Here is a 17,913-nt window from a genome sequence, read left to right as displayed (position 1 = left end):
TGCTCGCAGGGTTACCTTTTGACACCTGCTCCAGGTCAGCCGAGAGCAAACTACGTTGGACACTGACACATTTTTATAGTGCATCACCTTTTTCGAGCGCAAAAGGATAAACTGAAACCATTCGGAAAACACCAACACGCTCTTACGATATGACAATCAAAAGTAAGATCAACCATGAGAAGATTATACCAAGTTTTTCCGATACGCTGCGAGGGGCATCTGGTCGGATAGATATGAGTGCAGACGCTACCCCCTAAACAATAACAAAGGAGTGTTGAGTATGACAAACGCAACGACAAAACTGTTAATTGTTGATGGTCAAAAACTGGTGACCGATCTGATCACATCGGCCTTGCATGCCAGTGGCGATTTTCTCGTATCAACGGCAAACGATGTTGAATCCACTTTGGATATCCTGAAGGCGTCGGCTGCGGATAAATTCGACGTCATTCTGTTGGAAACTGACCTCTGCAAACCAGTCAGCATCAACGAAGTCAGGCAAATCGCAAAACTGTCCTCACCTGCAAAACTTGTTCTTTTTTCTAACCACGCCGATAAGCCTTTTGTCGAAAGCTGCGTTCAGGTTGGGGCCTTCGGCCTTGTGCCCAAATCACTTTCTCTGCAGGCTTTTAAATGTGTCCTGAGTTTTATCACGGCAGGTCAGGTCTTTATACCGGCGGATTTGTATTCACGACAGTCGGGTATCACAGACGGCGACAGTGCTTTGTTGAAACCGTGCGAAATGGATGTACTCGAAAAACTGTCGATTGGTATGTCGAATAAAGAAATCACACAGTGTCTGAACCTGAAGGAATCCACCGTCAAATTGCGGGTCCGGTCGCTTTGCAAAAAGCTGGGCGCAACCAACAGGACACACGCCTTGGTAAACGCCCAGAGACAAGGGCTGCTGTCTTAAGCCTGCGTAGGGGAGAACTGCAGCCAGTAAGCTGCGCCGTCCCTTCCAGCCGCTTTGCGTTAAAGCGCATTTGCGGAGCTCAACCCTTTGGTGAGCACCTCTGTCATTGGATGGCGCGCAACCGGGCGCCCCCCCAGCAAGGTGCGGATCAGAATTGGCCTGTCCTTGTGCAGTGGCACCGCCAGCGCCCAATCCAGAAAGGTCGACCAGCGGCAGTCGGTTTGCGTGAAGCAGTATGACATCCGACGTCTCGGGCCGTCCAAACTTAAGATATCTCTCAGCGCGCCAGCGTAACGATGTATCATAAGACGCCTGTGTGCATGCGTCAGAAGAGCCATCAAAAGTAGCGAACGAATCGCCTTTAACGCGAATTTTTCTGTCGAGCCACTCTTTTGATCGAAACCTCACCACATTCGCAATATTTACTAACCGACTATCCTTTGAGCGAGCAAACTTCTGCTCACGCTCGGAAAATTAAGACCGTTCGGACTAGTCAAATGGCATTCCACTGCTACTATTCCTTAAGATGATCAACTAAAAGAAGAGTGGTTCAAGTTCTACCGATGCGGTGCGAGGGGCATCTGCTCGGGTGGATATGAGTGCAAACGCTACGCCAAAAAACAAGAATATTTGGAGTGTTGAGCATGACAGATGTAACAACCAAGCTGTTGATTGTAGATGGTCAAAAACTGGTAACCGATCTGATCACGACAGCCTTGAATGCCAGTGGCGATTTTCTCGTATCAACGGCAAACAGTATTGAATCCACAGTGGATATCTTGAAGACGGCGTCGGCGGATAAATTCGATGTCATCCTGTTGGAAACGGACCTTTGCAAACCCGTAACCATCACTGACGTTGCACAAATCGCGAAACTGTCCTCACCGGCAAAGCTTGTTCTGTTTACGAACTACGCTGACAAGCCTTTTGTCGAAAGCTGCGTTCAGGTCGGGGCCTTTGGCTTTGTGCCCAAATCGCTGTCGCTTGAGGCATTCAAAAGTGTCTTGAGTTTCATCACGGCAGGTCAGATTTTTATACCGGCAGATTTGTATTCGCGACAGTCAAGCGTCACACATAGCGAAAATGCAGTGTTGAAGCCATGTGAAATGGATGTGCTCGAAAAGCTTTCGATTGGCATGTCAAATAAAGAAATCACTCAGTGTTTAAATATTAAGGAATCCACCGTCAAACTGCGGGTCCGGTCTCTTTGCAAAAAGCTGGGTGCAACCAACAGGACACAAGCTCTTGTCATGGCCCAGCGACAGGGCTTGTTGTCCTAAGCTTGCTTCATCTGTTCGGCAACGGGCACACGCAAAAGGCTAATTGCGCCTCCCCTTCCAGCCCCCTCTGCGCTTTGGCGCATTGGCAGCGCTCAACCCTTCGGTCAGCACTTGTGTCATCGGGTGGTCGGCCACCGGGTGACGCTCCAACAAAGCGCGGATCAGCGTTGGGCTGTCGGCATCCACCGGAACCGCAAGTGCCCAGTCCAGAAAAATCGACCGGCATTCCTCGTAGGTGATACCTTCGATCTTGAACGATTCCGCGATCAGCCCTTTCGGGTCGGTGGCATCACCTTTGCGCATGGCTCATTCCTCTTCCCTCACATCCGGCAATACAGCATTGATCACGTCAGCCGCGCGTTTTGTGGATGCCGCCAACTGCTCTTGAAGTCCGTCGATACTGGAGGTGCCGGTGATCCGGCACAAGAACCCTGATGCGGCACTGCTGTCCTGATCCGGGGCAAGCGTGGAGTCTGAAATCAACCGCGACCCGATCTGAAGCGCCCAGCACAAGCGGTAGGCCGCACTCAGGGCGTCGGCATCCTCGGGCGAGAGCCAGCCACATTCTGCCCCGCACGCCAACGCACCGGGCACCGTGCCCAAGGGCTGGCCCGCAATCACTGCCGCGGCCTGCGCGACCAGTTCGATGTCCTGCAACCGCCCCTGCCCCAGCTTGATCTCCCAGTCCCCGCCGGAGCCTTTTGCCGACGCGATGCGGTTGCGCATGATCGCCACTTCGCGCAGCACAGCGTCCCGGTCGCGGGGGGCTTGCAACACATCGGCCTGCACAGCGGTTACGTCCTGCATCACCCCGTCCGGTCCAGCCACGCAACGGGCACGGGTCAGCGCCAGATGCTCCCACACCCAAGCGTCGGATTTTTGATAGCTGCGGAACGATTCCAGACTGGTCGCCACCGGCCCCTGAGTGCCAGACGGGCGCAGCCGCATGTCGATTTCGTAGATCCGTCCCTCGGCCATCGGGGCCGTCACGGCAGTGATCAGCGCTTGCGTCAAACGCGCGTAATAGGGCCGGGTCGCCAGCGGGCGGCGGCCTTTGGATATCTCGGCCTCACCCGGATCATAAATCACGATCAGGTCCAGATCGGACCGCGAATGCAACCGTCGTGACCCAAGGCTGCCCATGCCGACGACGACCGCACCACGACCGGGGCACGGACCGTGCTTTCCGGCGAATTCCGCCTGCACTTCGGGGGCGAGGGCTGCAAGTGTCGCATCGGCCAGATCGGCATATTGCGTGCCTGCCTCTTCTGCCCCGATCAAGCCGCGCAACAGATGGACCCCGACCCGGAAGTGCCATTCCTTGCCCCAGCGACGCGCAGTGTTAAGCTTGTTCTCGTAATCGCTTTCTTGCGCCAAAAGATCGGACAGCGCCGTCTGCAACGCGTCCCGCCCCGGCCAGTCGGAAAAGAAATCCCCGCCGATCACCGCGTCAAACACGGACGCGTTGCGCGACAGGTATCGGGCGAGCTCGGGCGACACGCCGACGATGTCGATCAGCAAGTCGATGAGCTGCGGATTGGCCTCGAAGAGCGAGAACACCTGCACCCCAGCGGGCAACCCACTGAGAAACCCGTCAAAAGCGGTCAGCGCGTCCATCGGGTGCGAGGTCTTGGCCAGGCGGCCCAAAATCTCGGGCTGGAGCCGTTCGAAAATCCCACTGCCCCGCGCGGACCGCAACGCGGGATAAGTGCGCCAGCGGCTGACGATCTCGGAATTCTCGAACTCTTCGGGCACGGCCTTGCGACGCGCGGCTGTGCTGTCGCCACCAAAAAAACCTTCGGTCAGGGTGTGGGTTTCTTCCAGACGCGACCGCAGGTCTTTGTGAAGCGCCGCACGGTCGGTGCCCATGAAAGCGGCCAACCGGTCGAACCCGTCGTCGGATTGCGGCAAGTCGTGCGTCTGCGCATCGCGCAACATCTGCACCCGGTGTTCTACCTCGCGGTGGGCGCGGTAATGGTCGGTCAGCGTCTGCGCCACGTCCTGCGGCACCCAGCCTTTTTCGGCCAGCACCGCCAACCCCGGCACCGTGCCGCGCACCCGCAGATCAGGATCGCGCCCACCGGCAATGATCTGGCGGGTCTGGGTGAAGAACTCGATCTCGCGGATGCCACCGCGCCCCAGCTTCATATTGTGACCGGGAAGAGTGATCGGCCCCCCAAGCCCTTTGTGATCGCGGATCTTGCGTACCATATCGTGCGCATCTTCGATGGCCGCGAAATCAAGATGCTTGCGCCAGACAAACGGCACCAGCGTCTTGAGGAACTTTTCGCCTGCAGTGATGTCCCCCGCACAGGCCCGCGCCTTGATATAGGCGGCGCGTTCCCACGTCCGGCCAAGGCTCTCGTAATATCGCTCTGCCGCCTCCATGGCGAGGCAGACCGGCGTGACCGACGGATCGGGCCGCAGCCGCAGATCTGTGCGGAACACATAGCCTTCGCCCGTCAGATCGCTGAGCATGGCGCACATCTTGCGCGTTGCCCGCACCAATGCCGAGCGCGCCTCGTGGTAATCTTCGGGATCAAAACGAGTTTCATCAAACAGGCAGATCAGGTCCACGTCCGAGCTGTAATTCAGCTCTCCCGCGCCCATCTTGCCCATCGCCAGCGCCACCATGCCGCCCGCCTTCTCGGCATCGTCTTCGGTCTGGCCCGGCAGCTTGCCACGCTTGATCTCGTGCAGGGTCGTGGCGCGCAGGGCCAGATGCACCGCGAGGTCCGCGAAATCGGTCAGCGCCTGGGTCACAGATTCCAGCGGCCAGACAGCGGCCAGATCGGCCAGCCCGGTGAGCAACGCCACCCGCCGCTTGGCCTGCCGCAGCCGCGACGGCAAGGCGTCCGGCGCTGTGTCGCGCAGAGTGGCGTGTTCCTGCACAAGCGCGTTTTCCGGGGCATCCAGCGCGGTTTCGAGCCAGCCGCTTTCCTTCTCGACCAGCGATTTGAGGTAGGGGCTGCAGCCGCCCGCGCCGTGGATCAGCTTGGCTACATCCCCAGTCGCCCAAGGCGTTGCAGTCAGCGCATCGGCGCCCTGTTCGGGCTCGTGCGCATGGGGAAGTCGGGTGATACGGCTGGCAAAATTCATGGCCGCAGATGGCCACGGGTTTGGAGAAAGTGCAATGGGGCGCGACGATGGCGCGCCGAGCGCCCTCTTCGGGTATGACCCGAGGAGTTGTTGGTATCTGGTCCTTGGGTCGCTGTCCAAGGGTGACGTATCTTGAAGAAGAAGCGGCGCCGCTCTGTGGCCTGACCGTTCTCTCATTCTGTCGGGGCTGCCCCCGTGACCTGTGCCCCTATGGAGCCTTCTGAAACCGGTTTCTCAGGGTCGGCCCTTGCGGGCGACTGAGAGCAGTCAGTTCAAGTGTCGCGGCATGGGAGTGACCCTGCCCGCTCGATGCGCATCGTGGGCGGAGGTATGGCGGACCGGGTGTTAACAATTGTGAAACCATACGTGCGGTCACATCCGGTTCAGATGGCAGATGTGCGGGACAAAGCCTCCTTTCGTTGCATCGGATCGAATGTCGGCATTTCTTGCTATGTTGCCTCTGGTTTTTACGGCAATCTAAGCTCGACACTCCAAAAACGAACGGACAGGTCCCGCTCGTAAGTGACCCAGAAGGAATTGAGTTATGGACTGGGACGAGTTCGCAGGCTGGAGCAAGGAAATCGCCGATTGGGGCGCGAAGTATCACAAGACCCTAAGTTGCAGACCTGTACGCGCGCAGACAAAACCAGGCGACATCGCGGTCCAGCTTCCCAAATCACCGCCGCATCAGCCAGAGGATATGGCGACGATCCTTCAGGACTTCGACGCCATCATCATGCCAGGCATGACGCATTGGCAGCACCCAAGATTTTTTGCCTATTTTCCGGGTAATGCGACGCCGCCGTCGATGCTTGCAGAACAGCTGGTCAACACCGTGGCAGCGCAATGCATGCTTTGGCAGACATCTCCTGCGGCCACCGAGGTCGAGGCCGTGATGGTGGATTGGTTGCGCCAGGCACTCGGCCTGCCTGATGGCATGTCCGGAGTGATTCAAGACAGCGCGTCATCCGCCACGCTCTCCGCGGTACTTACTATGCGCGAAAGGGCCACAGACTTCACAGGCAACCGGACGGGCCTTTCAGGGCGAGGACAGCTGCGTGTTTATTGTTCAGATCAGGTACATGCCTCGATTGATCGCGCCTGTTGGGTGTCCGGGATCGGTCAGGACAACCTTGTCAAAATCCCGGGAACCGGTCCGCTCTTTGGTATGGACGCGGCCCAGCTTGATGCGGCAATCAGGGCCGACCTGGCGGCGGGTTACGTCCCTGCTGGGATTATCGCTATTACCGGGGGGACTGGCGTCGGCGGCACTGATGACCTCGCCGCAATCCTTGAAGTTGCGCGTGCCTATGATCTTTACACCCATCTCGATGCAGCCTGGGCAGGCTCCGCAATGATCTGTTCTGAATTTCGGGACCGCTTCTGGCGCGGTGTCGATGGGTACGACAGCATCGTCGTCAACCCACACAAATGGTTGGGCGCGCAGTTCGATTGTTCGGTTCAATTCCTTCGCGATCCGACGTTGCAGATGAACACCCTGAAAATCGAACCCGAATATCTGAAGACCAGTGGCCACAAGGTGACGAACTTTTCGGAGTGGACGATCCCGCTTGGTCGCCGCTTTCGGGCGCTCAAACTGTGGTTCCTGATCCGATCGTATGGGTTGCAAGGCCTGCAAGCCCGTATCCGCAATCATGTCGCCTGGGCCGAAGACCTGGCCGAGCAAATCCGTGCGCTCGATGGGTTCGAGATCGTGACAGAACCGATGCTCAGCCTGTTTTCATTCCGATGTTCGGGCGATGACACAGCCCAGCAAAGACTGGTGGATGCGATCAACGATGACGGGCGTGTCTACCTGACGCAAGGCGCGTTTGAAGATCGCAAGATTATCCGTGTCCAAGTCGGCCAGTTCGACACCACTCGAGAAGATGTCATGATGGTACGCACTGTGGTCGAAGAAGTATGGCAAGCTGTAAAATGACGGTGCAGCCAGTGTTGGCGCGCACTGATTGAATGTGGACATTCATTTCCAGCACAGCATCTGTCACACTCGGCTCAAAGCGGTCGTACGCCCTTGCGTCATCCACACCCTTACACCCGCCGCAGCGCCAGCACCGAATTCAACCCGCCGAAGGCAAAGGCATTGGACAGGGCCACATCCACCTGTGCCTCGCGTGCCACGTTGGGCACCACGTCCAGCGCGCATTCGGGGTCCGGTTCTTCATAACCGATGGTGGGCGCGATCACCCCGTCCCGCAGGGCCATGATGCAGGCCAGAAGCTCGATCGCGCCGGTGCCTCCGATGCAATGCCCGTGCATCGACTTGGTGGACGAGATCATCAGCCGGTCGGCATGCGCCCCGAACACGTCCGCCACGGCGGCACATTCGGTCTTGTCATTGGCCGCCGTCCCAGTGCCGTGGGCGTTGATATAGCCCACATCCTGCGGGTTCAGCTTGGCATCATGCAGCGCCCCGGCGATGGCGCGCGCGGCACCGTTCTTGGAGGGCATCACGATGTCGGACGCGTCCGAGGTCATGGCAAAGCCCACCACTTCGGCCAGAATTTCAGCCCCACGTTTGCGGGCGTGGTCGTAGTCTTCGAAGACAAAAACCCCCGCGCCTTCGCCCTGCACCATGCCATTGCGGTTGGCGCTGAACGGGCGGCAGGCGTCCTTGGACATGACGCGCAGCCCTTCCCATGCCTTGACGCCACCGAAGCACAGCATGGATTCCGACCCGCCCGTGATCATCACAGGCGACAGCCCGCCATGCACCATCTGGAATGCCTGTGACATGGCGTGGTTCGACGAGGCGCAGGCGGTGGAGACCGTAAAGCTTGGGCCTTTGAGGTTGAACTCCATCGACACATGGGAGGCGGCGGCATTGTTCATCAGCTTAGGCACCACAAACGGGTGGACCCGGTTCTTGCCCTCTTCGTAGACGCTTCGGTAATTCTCATCGAGCGTGGTCATACCGCCGCCAGAATTGCCGAGCACCACGCCAGAGCGAGCGGCCAGTTCGCCCGAAAACTCCAGGCCAGCCTGCGCCAGCGCCTCGCGGGCAGCGATCAGGGTGAATTGGGTGAACCGGTCATAGAGCGACAATTGCTGGCGGTTGAAATGCGCAGTCTCATCAAAATCATGCACCTGCGCGCCGATCTGGATGGCCAGCCGTTCAACATCGCGGAACTGCAAGGCGCTGATCCCGCAGCGCCCTTCGCGCATCGCCTCCAATGTGTCGGGCACGTTCAGCCCCAGCGCGTTGACCGTTCCCGCCCCGGTGATGACGACGCGCTTCATCGCGGATCAGCCCTTTTGCCGGGCGATCAGCCCTTCCACTCCGGCCACCACCGTCGCCACGGACGATATGTCAAAATCGCTCTTTTCGGGCTCATTGGCGTTGAACGGCACTTCTATGTCGAACGCTTCTTCCAGCGCAAAGATGCATTCCACCAGACCCATGCTGTCAATGCCCAAATCCTGCATCGTATCGGTCAGGGCCACATCTGACGGCTCGATCATGGCTTGTTCGGCAATGATGCGAATGACCTTGTCTTGCACGTTCATCTGCGGTCCTCGGAGGCTGTTTCGTCCCGGCCTGTGATTTAGTCGCTCGGGTCGGTCTTTGAAACCGCTTTCTTGAGTCGTGCCACATCGGTCAGCAGGCGCGGCAGACGTCGAAGCTGTTTGTAGATCTCGAGCTGCGTGTCCATCTTCATCGCCGGGTAACCCAGCATCACACGGCCAGAAGGCACGTTCGAGAGCACCTTGGTCGCACCTCCGGTGATCACATTGTCGCCGATAAAGAGGTTATCGCTGACTCCGGTCTGGCCGCCCAGCACTACGTTGTTGCCAATGCGACTGGACCCAGCGATGCCGACCTGCGCGCAGATCAGACAGTCATTGCCAATCACCACGTTGTGGCCGACCTGGGCAAGGTTGTCGAATTTGCAGCCATTGCCGATGCGGGTCGCGCGAACAGTGCCCCGGTCGATGCAGGAATTGGCACCGAGTTCCACATCATTGCCGATCACGACACCGCCCAGCGAATGGATGCGGGCATAGCTTTGTGCGGTGGCACCCGCCTGATCGCCCAGCGTTTCACGCACCTTTTCGGCCGCCGACGGTTCGGGCGTGACAAAGGAAAAGCCATCGGCCCCGACGGTCGCCCCAAAATGCGCGATGAAGCGGTCGCCGATGGTGACCGCGTGGCCGATCTTTACGCCGGGATGCAGCAACGCGCCCTGACCGAGTGTTGTGCCCTGCCCGATGAACACCTGCGCGCCGATGATCGACCCTGCACCGATTTCGGCCCCGGCCCCGATCACCGCAAACGGACCGACAGCCACGCCTTCGGCGAGTTTGGCTGTCGGGTCGACAAGCGCGGTTTCGTGAACGCCCGGTACATAGCCAGCCCCTGTGTCCATCATTGCCGACAGGCCGGACATGGCATAGCGCGGGCGTGGGGCCATGAGCGCCGCAGAAAGACCCATTGCCTGCCAATCGGCCCCGTCCCAGAGCATCGCGGCGCGGGCCTGTCCTTGGGGCAGTTGTTCGGCGAATTCCGGCTTCATGGCCAGCGCAAGGTCGTCTTTTCCGGCCTGCGCCGGTTCCGCAACGGCGGACACCATCAATGACGTGTCCCCTTCGGCGCGGATGCCAAGAGCGGCTGCGATGTCAGCAATGGTAAAGGGCATGAACGCCTCCGGCCTGATTGGCCAGAGGTTTAGCTGCGAATTCCGGCGATCTCCACCCCTGCCGCACGAAGCGCGTTCCACACATCCGCATCACGCCCGTAGACATCGCGGCGGTACTGCGTGTGGCCTTTGGCGGTGGTGAAAGCCGTCCGGTAGATCAGGTGTACCGGCACAGGCTGGTCAAGATTGACCCGCGTTTCGGCGCCGCTGCGCAAGCGTGACTGGAAAAAGCCCACCGGATCGTCGGTTTGTGGCGCCAGAAGCGCATAGGCAAAGTCATGCGGATCGTTCAGGCGCACACAGCCATGGCTGTAGGTGCGCACCTCACGCGAAAACAGACTTTTTGCATTCGTATCATGTAGATAGATGTTGTATTTGTTGGGGAACATGAACTTGACAGTACCCAAGGCATTCTTGGGACCGGGGCGTTGCCGCATTGAAAACGGAAAGCTGCGTTCGGTATATCGTGCAAAACTTTGTCCCCGGCTGACCACGCGTCCCCGGCTGTCGATGATGTCCAGATGCGACACCGCACCAGAGTTGTTGCGCAGTTTGGGCAGGTATTCCCCGACAATGATCGACCGCGGGACATACCAGCTTGGGTTGATGACCATGTGGTCCATTTCGTCCGAGAATTCGGGCGTCTGGCGGTCGCGATCCTGATGCCCCACAACCGAGCGAGTCTCGAATGTCAGTTTGCCATGATCGAAAATGCGCGCATTGAAATCAGTGAGGTTGACGAGAATATGCCGTTCGCCCAGACCACCTGGCTGGTTGATCCAGCGTTCCCGCTCCATCGCCACGATCACTGATTTCAAACGGTCCTGCGGACCAGTGTTGATTTCGTCAATGGTGGCCCCGCCGGCAACGCCATCTACAGTCAGGCCGTGGTTCTCCTGAAACGCACGCACCGCGTCGGTGATCGACGTGTCATAGCGCGCGGTGACAGTCCGGTCGAGATAGCCCATCGCGATCAACCGGTCACGCAGCGCCACAATGCCAGCCCCGGTGTCACCCGGCTCGTACTTGCCTGCGGGCACCGGCGCACCCCAACCGCCATGGGCGATGGTGTGCTCGAGCCGCATCTTGGCTTTCATCAAGCGCGCATATTCCTGCGATTGTGGTGCCAGCGACCCAAGGAAGGCACGCGGCGTGTCCGACAAAAGCCCATCAAGGTAGTAGCTTGTCTCGCGCAGCGGGATTTGGCGAACAATCTCGCTGCGTACGCTGCGGGGGGACTCGATCACGCCGGTTTGCAGGTCGCGGGCAAAGTCGAGGTAAAGTTCGGTCAGCGACACTTCGAGCGACCCGCGATCAAAACCGCTGCGCACAGAGGCCATGCGCGACAGCAACGCTTCGGCGTTATACTTGGCGACAGGCAAGCCGTGATACTGCGCCATGCTCAACGCTTCGAGCAGCGCGGTGCGGCGTTCAAGATCAGCCTCGGTGCCACCGGTCCAGATCGGTGCGAACCCACGTTCGCGGTAGAACGCCGCGATCTGGTCGTCGCCCGACACGCTTTCGGCAACAGCCTGCTGGAATGCGGTGACCTGAACCGCCCCCGCGCTTTGCGGAGCCAAATAGCTGGCTGCCACGAGGGCAATTGCCGCTGCGCTGCGCAAAAACGTCCGATGGGTCATTGATCGGTCTCCTAAGTCACTGAAGGTCAACGCCAAAATGCGATGTGCAGTTCCCATGTTTTCTGCAGCCCATCATGGTGTCCATTCACAAAAAGTTTGTTTTTACGTTTTATCACCAACATGCGGCTGTGCTGCATCGCCGATCGCAGGTGTAGCGTAACTTTAACACAGTTGGGCAATTTAAGCAGATTCCTGCCGAAAACCCTTGATCTGAATTATTTTTGGGAACTTTCGGTTTTTTTGAGATTCGGGATGTGTCATAGTCTGCGCACGATAGGCATTCGGCAGGTTCGTGGAACGACACGGACGACGGGTAAAGTGACAAACGGGACAGGCACTTTTCAATGACTGACACGATATCTGGCGGTTTCACGCGCCGGGGATTGCTGACCGCCTTTGCGGCAACGGCACTCACCGTGGCGCCAACCTACTCAAAAGCTGCAGGTTTCCTGCGCGGTGGGGGCGATATCCGACGGATCAAGATGTACTCGGGCCGGACCGGTGAACGGATCGACATGATCTACTGGATCGAAGGCGACTACATCGGAGATGCCGTCAAGGAAGTGCATCATTTCATGCGCGATTGGCGTACCAATGATGTCAAATCCATCGATCTGCGCACCATCGACATTATGGCAGCAGCGCATAATCTGCTGGATGTATCGGAACCCTACACGCTGCTCAGCGGCTATCGCAGCCCGCAGACCAATGCCATGCTGCGCAGTCGCAGCTCGGGCGTGGCCAAGAATTCGCTCCACCTCAAGGGTCAGGCGGCAGACCTGCGGTTGAACTCGCGCTCGGTGAACCAGATGTATCGCGCCGCGGCTGCGTGCAATGCGGGTGGCGTCGGGCGGTATTCGGGCTCAAACTTCGTCCACATGGATTGCGGCCCTGTGCGCACCTGGGGACGGTAACGCACCGTTTCACACTGTTACAAATGACGAAAGGCTGCCGATCTGGCAGCCTTTGGTGTTTCCGGCCCTCTGCAACGACGGGGGCTTGCGCCCCCGCGGCCGATCAGAACGTCATCTTGTAGGTCACGGCCCCGGTGAATCCGCGCGCGCCATCAAGCCCGACCGAACTGGCCCCGGTCAGGCTCAGAAACGATCCCGATCCCAGCTCCTTGACCACCGAGCCCGAGATATAACCCCATGTCTGATCCGGGCGTGGAGCGGACACACTGCCCAGCGTGTCGGAATTCGGCCCCAACGACACAACCAGCGGATCATCATTGAAATCGTGCTCGATGGACCCACGCAGGTTGAACACCAGCCCATCCATGTTCGCAGGCGCAAAGATCGCTGAAAGACCAGCGGTCAGACGCTGCGATTCATATTCCGTATCGCCGTAGGACAGGCTTGCCGCACCGTTCGATTCGGTAAAGCCGTCGATGGACACTTTTTCCCATGTGTAATGCGCAAACGGGTTGAGCCGCACCTGATCGTTCAGCGAATAGAGCGCACCGCCGCCAATCCGGGCAAAACGGTAGCTGCCTTCGGTGTCGGCGGTGTAGGTTTCCGTCGCCGGACCGAGGGTAAAGCTGCGGGTGATGTCATCGACATTGATCCGCCCATCGCCAAAGGCAGCGTTGACATAGTACTTTTGCGACAGCGCGACCTGGCCGAACACAACACCGATCATCAGATCACTGTCAAAGCCGCCCGCATCATTGTCGAAATCGACCTCGCCATAATCAAGGCTGATGCCCGCACCGATCGTGGCGTTGGGCGCAACTGCTATGTCGGCCCCCGCCTTGAGCACCTTGGTCGCGCCTTCCAAACCGGGTGTGACCTGTTGCGCGTCGCCTTCAAAACGGCCGATATCAAGGCTTGCATAGACATCGACTTCTCCCAATTCACGACGACGGCGGTTGCCGTCTTCATCCGTGGTAACAAGCACGGTCGGGTTCATCCGGTTCTCGATGGACAACCCGTGCTGGCGCAATGCGGTCATCGTGGCCACAGAAATCGCACCGGTTTGCGTTGCCGCCTGAAGACCGGCAAAGGCCGCCTGACCAAAAAGCGCATGCGCCGAGGTTGTCGGGTGGACCCCATCGGCAAAGATGCGCTCTTCGCTGTCGGCGCTGGCGTTGAAGCCCTGCAAACAGCTTAGCGATGTGTCGGGACAGGCCGGGATCACAGCCGCATTCGGGGCGGTGAACCCGTATTTCACAGGATCCGCCTGAACCGTACCCAAGAGTTTCTGACTGTCCACGATCACCGCGCGATCCCCGATGGAGGCCAGAAGCGTGCTGTTGAAGGCGTCGGTCAGGGCGGTTTGCAGGCCAGCGCCTTGCGGACCGGACGAAATACCAAACGGCGTCGAGCCGATATCCGGGATGGTGACGACGATCACGGATTCCGCACCAGCGTCGCGAACACGGTCCACAAGAGCCACAAGCTCGGTCGCGGCCTGTGCCATGTTCGCCGCTGCGGCCTCTGGTGGGAGCAGGCCACCGCCCACTGCACCAGCTTGGGCGAAGACGTCGTTGGCGCCGCCCCAGAGGATCACCAGATCGTTCTCGCCCAGTTCAGGTCGGTCGGCCAGCATCCGGTCCACCTGTTCGGCCAGCGACCGCGTGGTGATCCCAAGATCGGGGTTGAACCCGATGCCCGCCGGGTCGGTGACCCGCGATCCGCCTTCGGCATAGATCGTGCCACCCAGCGCCACTTCGCCTTGCCCGGCCAGCGGTACGCCCGAATAGACATTCGGCCCAAGGCTCAGGCCCAAAGATTGTCCCAGCACTTCGCCATATGTCAGTGCCGATCCATCCGGAGCGTTGGTCAGCCACTTGTAATTTATGACGGGCAAAGCCCCCATGCCGCCTGCGATCACCGACTGAGAATAGGCGCCTGCATCGCTAAGCGAGTCGCCGATGATGAACACATCGTCAAAGCGCAGTTCTTCGGCGGTGGCGAGGCTGGCAAGCCCCGTCAGCATCGTGCTCGCAAGAGCGAGGGTTTTGAAAGTCATTGGTGGTCCTCCCGTCGGCGGTTCTTCGCTGCCAGTCTGTTGACGTTACTGAACAGAGCCGACGGGGTTCAAGTCAACGACTAACTGCCGGATCGGTACGAATTGACGTGAGGTGACATCAGGTAACCTTAGGACACCGACACCTGTGGCATCAGATCCGCGCTAGCATATAGGCGTTGGCCGTCCGATCAAAGCCCGCAACATGCAGACCATCGGCAAAAGCCGCCTCTAGCGCGGCGCGGATGCGCAGCCGTTCGGCAAGGGCGTCCTGCGGGGCGTCGGCGACCAAAGATGCAAAATCAGCGGGAATGTGCACCTGGTCCACAGGCGTTATCAAAGCATCGTCGGGGCGGGTCAGGTCCCAATCGGCCAGCAAGCGGTCCGAGGGCACACCTGCGTTGATCCCCTCCATCGCGCCGTAATAGTCACGGTAATAGGTCTTCGCCGTTGCCCCAAGCCGGTGGATGTTCAGCACTGCATTGGCGCGCCGCGCCGGATCGTACGTCCAGCGAACGTGAGTGATGCCGCGCGCAAGGCACCAGTCCTTCTGGTAGAGCTTCATCCGCACACCCAAGCCCTGCCCCTGACTGTCGGGATGAACCCCGAGGCGGTGCGAATGCTGTGCCGTGGGATCGCTGGTCGGAAAGCCGAACAGGAACGCTACCATCCGGTCGCCGTCAAAGGCCCCCGCCAGCAGCCCGCCTTCATGTTGGATCGCCATCATCAGGTCGGAATTGTCCGCCGGATCGTCTTTGCCCCAGACGCAACGCTGGAACTTCTCAGCCGCCTTCAACTCGGCCAGCGAGGCAAGGTCGCGCAAAACAAGGCTCGTCATGCGGTCCAGATCTCAACCACGTCAGACACTGTGTCGAGATAGGCCATGTCTAACGTGACGCCGATGCCCGCCCCTTGCGGCACCGACATCAGCCCATCCTCGGCCTCAAGCGGTTCATTGATGATGTCACGCGCAAAATAGCGGCTGGCGCTGGAGGTGTCGCCGGGTTTGGTGAAATTCGGCATCGTGGCAAGGTGGATGTTGTGCGCCCGGCCTACCCCGCTTTCAAGCATGCCGCCACACCAGACCGGTGCGCCGAAGGCGGCACAGACATCGTGGATCGCCCGCGCCTCGGCAATGCCGCCGACGCGACCCACCTTGATGTTGATCACCCGCGCCGCCGCCATCTGCAACGCGATCCGTGCATCCTTGGTGGTGCGGATGCTTTCGTCGAGACAAATCGCCGTTTGCAGCGCGGCCTGCACTTGCACATGGTCCAGAATGTCGTCGAAGGCCAAGGGCTGTTCGATGTAATCCAGTCCGAACGCATCCATTTTGCGCAGCGTGGCAAGGTCTGTCAGGCCGTAATCGGTATTGGCGTCCACCGTCAGCTTGATGTCGGGAAACTGGTCGCGCACACCGGCGAGCAGCGCCAGATCATGCCCCTGCTTGATCTTCAGCTTGATCCGCCGATAGCCTTGCGCCTGCGCCTCGGCTATCCGGTCCAGCGTGACGTCAAGCGGCGCGATGCCAAGGCTCACCCCCACCTCGATCCGGTCGCGCACACCGCCGAGCAGTGCGCAGAGTGGCAGGTCCAGCGATCGCGCCCAGAGATCCCAGACCGCCATTTCAGCAACCGCCTTGGCCATGCGATTGCCACGCCATGGCGCCAAGAGCGGCGCGATGTCCGTCGGGCTGGCGATCCGCATCCCCACCAGTTTTGGCAGCACCGCGGTGCGCAATAGGTCAAGCGCACCCGCAGTGGTTTCTTCAAGGTAGTCGGGCAGCGGGTCCATGACCCCTTCGGCGATCCCGGTGATGCCGTCTGCTTCCAGTATAAGCAGCGGAAACGTCTTGTGCGTCATTGTCCCGGTGGAGATGACGAAGGGCGTCAGAAGTGGCAGATGCACCGTCCGCAGCTCGGCTCGTTTGATTGTAAAGGCGTGGGTCATGGTCAAGTCTTAGGTCACCCAGTCGGGCCCGGCAATCAAAGTTCTAGATCCGTCTCTGTGAACCGCCCCGGGTTTACCGGAGAGTTTCTGGTTCAATAGTTAGGCTGCTTTTTCGTCAGCGTTCAAGCTTGCGTAGAATGCCTCCTCTGCTTCTTGTGGCGTGATGTAACCGACGGCGCTGTGAAGGCGGGTGTTGTTATACCAGTCGACCCATTTCAGAGTTTCCCATTCGACCTGACCGACCGACTTCCAGGGGCCGAGGAACTTGATGACCTCGGTCTTGAACAGGCCGATGATGCTTTCGGCGAGGGCATTATCATAGGAATCGCCGACGCTTCCGACCGAGGTATCGATGCCGGCCTCTGCGAGCCGCTCGGTGTATCGGATCGACAGGTATTGGCTGCCACGATCACTGTGATGGATCAATTTGTCAGCCTCAGACGGCGCCCTCTGGCAGATGGCCTGGTTCAGGGCATCCAAGACGAAACCAGTCGTCATCGAGGTCGAGACCCGCCAGCCAACGATCTTGCGGGCGAAGACGTCGATGATGAAAGCCACGTAGACCATTCCTTGCCAGCTGGAAACATAGGTGAAGTCGCTGACCCAAAGCTGGTTTGGCATGTCCGCCACGAAGGCTCGGTTTACCTTATCGTGCGGGCAAGGTTGTGCCGTATCGGGGTTGGTGGTGATCACCTTCTTGCCCCGCACAACGCCTTGTAATCCCATGACCTGCATCAACCTCTCCACCGTGCAGCGGGCGATATCATGGCCACTGCGGCGTAGCTGGTGCCAGACCTTGCGCGCGCCATATCGGCCCCGGCTGCCCTCGAAGGCCTGCTTGATCGCAGCCATGTCCAGCTGATCCTGCCTGGCCCGGTCCGATGCCAGATCCGGATCACGCTCCACGGCCTTGAAGGCGTAATAAGTCGATGGTGCGATCCCCAGAACCCGGCAGATCGGCCCGACACCATGGACACAACGGTGATCATCAATGAACGCGATCATTTGCGGAATGGGCGGTCGAGCTCCGCCGCTGCGAAATATGCGCTGGCCTTCTTCAGGATCTCGTTGGCCTGGCGCAGTTCACGGACCTCACGCTCAAGTTCCTTGATCCGATCCTTCTCGGCACTTGTCAGACCGGCCCGCTGCCCGGCATCGCGTTCGGCCTGCTGACACCAGACCCGCAGACTGTCCGGCGAACAGCCAAGCTTCGGCGCGATGGCCTTATAGGCGGCCGTATCGCTGGAATAATCGGTACGGTTCTCTCGAAACATCCGAACACCGCGTTCGCGAAGCTCGGCCGGATAGGCGGGGGTGAATCTCTGCTTTGTCATAGGGCTCATCCTTTGAGTGTTTTACTCTCCGGTAAACCCGGGGCGGTTCACTGCGAGCCGGTCTAA

Annotated in this window: 14 protein-coding genes and 1 other annotated feature; of the genes, 4 read left to right on the top strand and 10 right to left on the bottom strand. The window is 59.3% G+C overall.

Going from position 1 to position 17,913, the window contains the following annotated elements; all coding sequences use genetic code 11:
- Positions 1-280: 280 nt before the first annotated feature.
- Complete coding sequence (locus ACK3EW_RS05910) at positions 281-916, top strand: LuxR C-terminal-related transcriptional regulator (protein ID WP_493808842.1); 636 nt, start codon at positions 281-283, stop codon at positions 914-916.
- A gap of 644 nt (positions 917-1,560) precedes the next feature.
- Positions 1,561-2,196 carry a response regulator transcription factor gene (locus ACK3EW_RS05905; protein WP_493808841.1) on the top strand — a complete coding sequence of 212 codons (636 nt, stop codon included), beginning with the start codon at positions 1,561-1,563 and terminating at the stop codon, positions 2,194-2,196.
- A gap of 39 nt (positions 2,197-2,235) precedes the next feature.
- Here the strand turns inward: ACK3EW_RS05905 and ACK3EW_RS05900 are convergent, their stop codons facing one another.
- Together ACK3EW_RS05900 and glnE are read right to left on the bottom strand one after the other, a co-directional pair.
- Positions 2,236-2,499 carry a hypothetical protein gene (locus ACK3EW_RS05900; protein ID WP_493808840.1) on the bottom strand — a complete coding sequence of 88 codons (264 nt, stop codon included), beginning with the start codon at positions 2,497-2,499 and terminating at the stop codon, positions 2,236-2,238.
- A gap of 3 nt (positions 2,500-2,502) precedes the next feature.
- Entirely contained in the window at positions 2,503-5,295 is a 2,793-nt protein-coding gene (gene glnE, locus ACK3EW_RS05895; protein ID WP_493808839.1) for a bifunctional [glutamate--ammonia ligase]-adenylyl-L-tyrosine phosphorylase/[glutamate--ammonia-ligase] adenylyltransferase, read from the bottom strand.
- A 544-nt stretch (positions 5,296-5,839) separates the two neighbouring features.
- Between glnE and ACK3EW_RS05890 the strand changes: the two genes are divergently transcribed.
- Positions 5,840-7,237 carry a pyridoxal phosphate-dependent decarboxylase family protein gene (locus ACK3EW_RS05890; RefSeq protein ID WP_493808838.1) on the top strand — a complete coding sequence of 466 codons (1,398 nt, stop codon included), beginning with the start codon at positions 5,840-5,842 and terminating at the stop codon, positions 7,235-7,237.
- Positions 7,238-7,347: 110 nt separating this feature from the next.
- Here ACK3EW_RS05890 and ACK3EW_RS05885 read toward each other — a convergent pair whose 3' ends face one another.
- Genes ACK3EW_RS05885 through ACK3EW_RS05870 form a run of 4 tightly spaced genes read right to left on the bottom strand, consistent with a single transcriptional unit; the run spans position 7,348 to position 11,593 of the window.
- Positions 7,348-8,556, bottom strand: a complete 1,209-nt coding sequence (locus ACK3EW_RS05885) for a beta-ketoacyl-[acyl-carrier-protein] synthase family protein (RefSeq protein ID WP_439121254.1) — start codon at positions 8,554-8,556, stop codon at positions 7,348-7,350.
- A gap of 6 nt (positions 8,557-8,562) precedes the next feature.
- A complete protein-coding gene (locus ACK3EW_RS05880) occupies positions 8,563-8,823 on the bottom strand; it encodes an acyl carrier protein (RefSeq protein ID WP_439121255.1) in 261 nt (86 codons plus the stop codon).
- Between the two features lie 38 nt (positions 8,824-8,861).
- Positions 8,862-9,953 carry a UDP-3-O-(3-hydroxymyristoyl)glucosamine N-acyltransferase gene (lpxD, locus tag ACK3EW_RS05875; RefSeq protein ID WP_493808837.1) on the bottom strand — a complete coding sequence of 364 codons (1,092 nt, stop codon included), beginning with the start codon at positions 9,951-9,953 and terminating at the stop codon, positions 8,862-8,864.
- Positions 9,954-9,982: 29 nt separating this feature from the next.
- A complete protein-coding gene (locus tag ACK3EW_RS05870; RefSeq protein ID WP_493808836.1) occupies positions 9,983-11,593 on the bottom strand; it encodes a L,D-transpeptidase family protein in 1,611 nt (536 codons plus the stop codon).
- Positions 11,594-11,937: 344 nt separating this feature from the next.
- Here ACK3EW_RS05870 and mepK point away from each other — a divergent pair, with 344 nt between their 5' ends.
- Positions 11,938-12,507, top strand: a complete 570-nt coding sequence (gene mepK / locus ACK3EW_RS05865; protein WP_085633365.1) for a peptidoglycan L,D-endopeptidase MepK — start codon at positions 11,938-11,940, stop codon at positions 12,505-12,507.
- Positions 12,508-12,610: 103 nt separating this feature from the next.
- Here mepK and ACK3EW_RS05860 read toward each other — a convergent pair whose 3' ends face one another.
- The 4 genes from ACK3EW_RS05860 to ACK3EW_RS05845 form a co-directional block, all read right to left on the bottom strand.
- Positions 12,611-14,566 carry an autotransporter domain-containing protein gene (locus ACK3EW_RS05860; protein WP_493808835.1) on the bottom strand — a complete coding sequence of 652 codons (1,956 nt, stop codon included), beginning with the start codon at positions 14,564-14,566 and terminating at the stop codon, positions 12,611-12,613.
- A gap of 151 nt (positions 14,567-14,717) precedes the next feature.
- The gene (locus tag ACK3EW_RS05855) at positions 14,718-15,401 is read right to left on the bottom strand and encodes a GNAT family N-acetyltransferase (RefSeq protein WP_493808834.1); all 684 of its coding nucleotides are present in this window, start codon (positions 15,399-15,401) and stop codon (positions 14,718-14,720) included.
- Positions 15,398-16,513: an o-succinylbenzoate synthase gene (gene menC, locus ACK3EW_RS05850; RefSeq protein ID WP_493808833.1), complete on the bottom strand. Its 1,116-nt coding sequence runs from the start codon at positions 16,511-16,513 to the stop codon at positions 15,398-15,400. The genes ACK3EW_RS05855 and menC overlap by 4 nt, the downstream gene beginning before the upstream one ends.
- Positions 16,514-16,612: 99 nt before the next feature.
- Positions 16,613-17,847 (bottom strand): IS3 family transposase gene (locus tag ACK3EW_RS05845; protein ID WP_493808251.1). Its coding sequence is split into 2 segments (ribosomal slippage): positions 16,613-17,547 and positions 17,547-17,847, totalling 1,236 coding nucleotides; the frame shifts between segments, so codons are not numbered across the junction.
- Positions 17,444-17,560, bottom strand: a sequence feature (AL1L pseudoknot). (Overlaps the previous gene by 117 nt.)
- Positions 17,848-17,913 lie beyond the last annotated feature (66 nt).

The sequence above is a fragment of the Marivita sp. NO-S04 genome (genome assembly GCF_059070475.1).
This window is presented reverse-complemented; position numbering and strand designations above follow the sequence as displayed.

Excerpts from the sequence above, each read along its gene's own strand:
- ACK3EW_RS05910 (WP_493808842.1), top strand. The coding sequence starts at position 281 with ATGACAAACGCAACGACAAAACTGTTAATTGTTGATGGTCAAAAACTG.
- ACK3EW_RS05905 (WP_493808841.1), top strand. The coding sequence starts at position 1,561 with ATGACAGATGTAACAACCAAGCTGTTGATTGTAGATGGTCAAAAACTG.
- ACK3EW_RS05900 (WP_493808840.1), bottom strand. The coding sequence starts at position 2,499 with ATGCGCAAAGGTGATGCCACCGACCCGAAAGGGCTGATCGCGGAATCG.
- glnE (WP_493808839.1), bottom strand. The coding sequence starts at position 5,295 with ATGAATTTTGCCAGCCGTATCACCCGACTTCCCCATGCGCACGAGCCC.
- ACK3EW_RS05890 (WP_493808838.1), top strand. The coding sequence starts at position 5,840 with ATGGACTGGGACGAGTTCGCAGGCTGGAGCAAGGAAATCGCCGATTGG.
- ACK3EW_RS05885 (WP_439121254.1), bottom strand. The coding sequence starts at position 8,556 with ATGAAGCGCGTCGTCATCACCGGGGCGGGAACGGTCAACGCGCTGGGG.
- ACK3EW_RS05880 (WP_439121255.1), bottom strand. The coding sequence starts at position 8,823 with ATGAACGTGCAAGACAAGGTCATTCGCATCATTGCCGAACAAGCCATG.
- lpxD (WP_493808837.1), bottom strand. The coding sequence starts at position 9,953 with ATGCCCTTTACCATTGCTGACATCGCAGCCGCTCTTGGCATCCGCGCC.
- ACK3EW_RS05870 (WP_493808836.1), bottom strand. The coding sequence starts at position 11,593 with ATGACCCATCGGACGTTTTTGCGCAGCGCAGCGGCAATTGCCCTCGTG.
- mepK (WP_085633365.1), top strand. The coding sequence starts at position 11,938 with ATGACTGACACGATATCTGGCGGTTTCACGCGCCGGGGATTGCTGACC.
- ACK3EW_RS05860 (WP_493808835.1), bottom strand. The coding sequence starts at position 14,566 with ATGACTTTCAAAACCCTCGCTCTTGCGAGCACGATGCTGACGGGGCTT.
- ACK3EW_RS05855 (WP_493808834.1), bottom strand. The coding sequence starts at position 15,401 with ATGACGAGCCTTGTTTTGCGCGACCTTGCCTCGCTGGCCGAGTTGAAG.
- menC (WP_493808833.1), bottom strand. The coding sequence starts at position 16,513 with ATGACCCACGCCTTTACAATCAAACGAGCCGAGCTGCGGACGGTGCAT.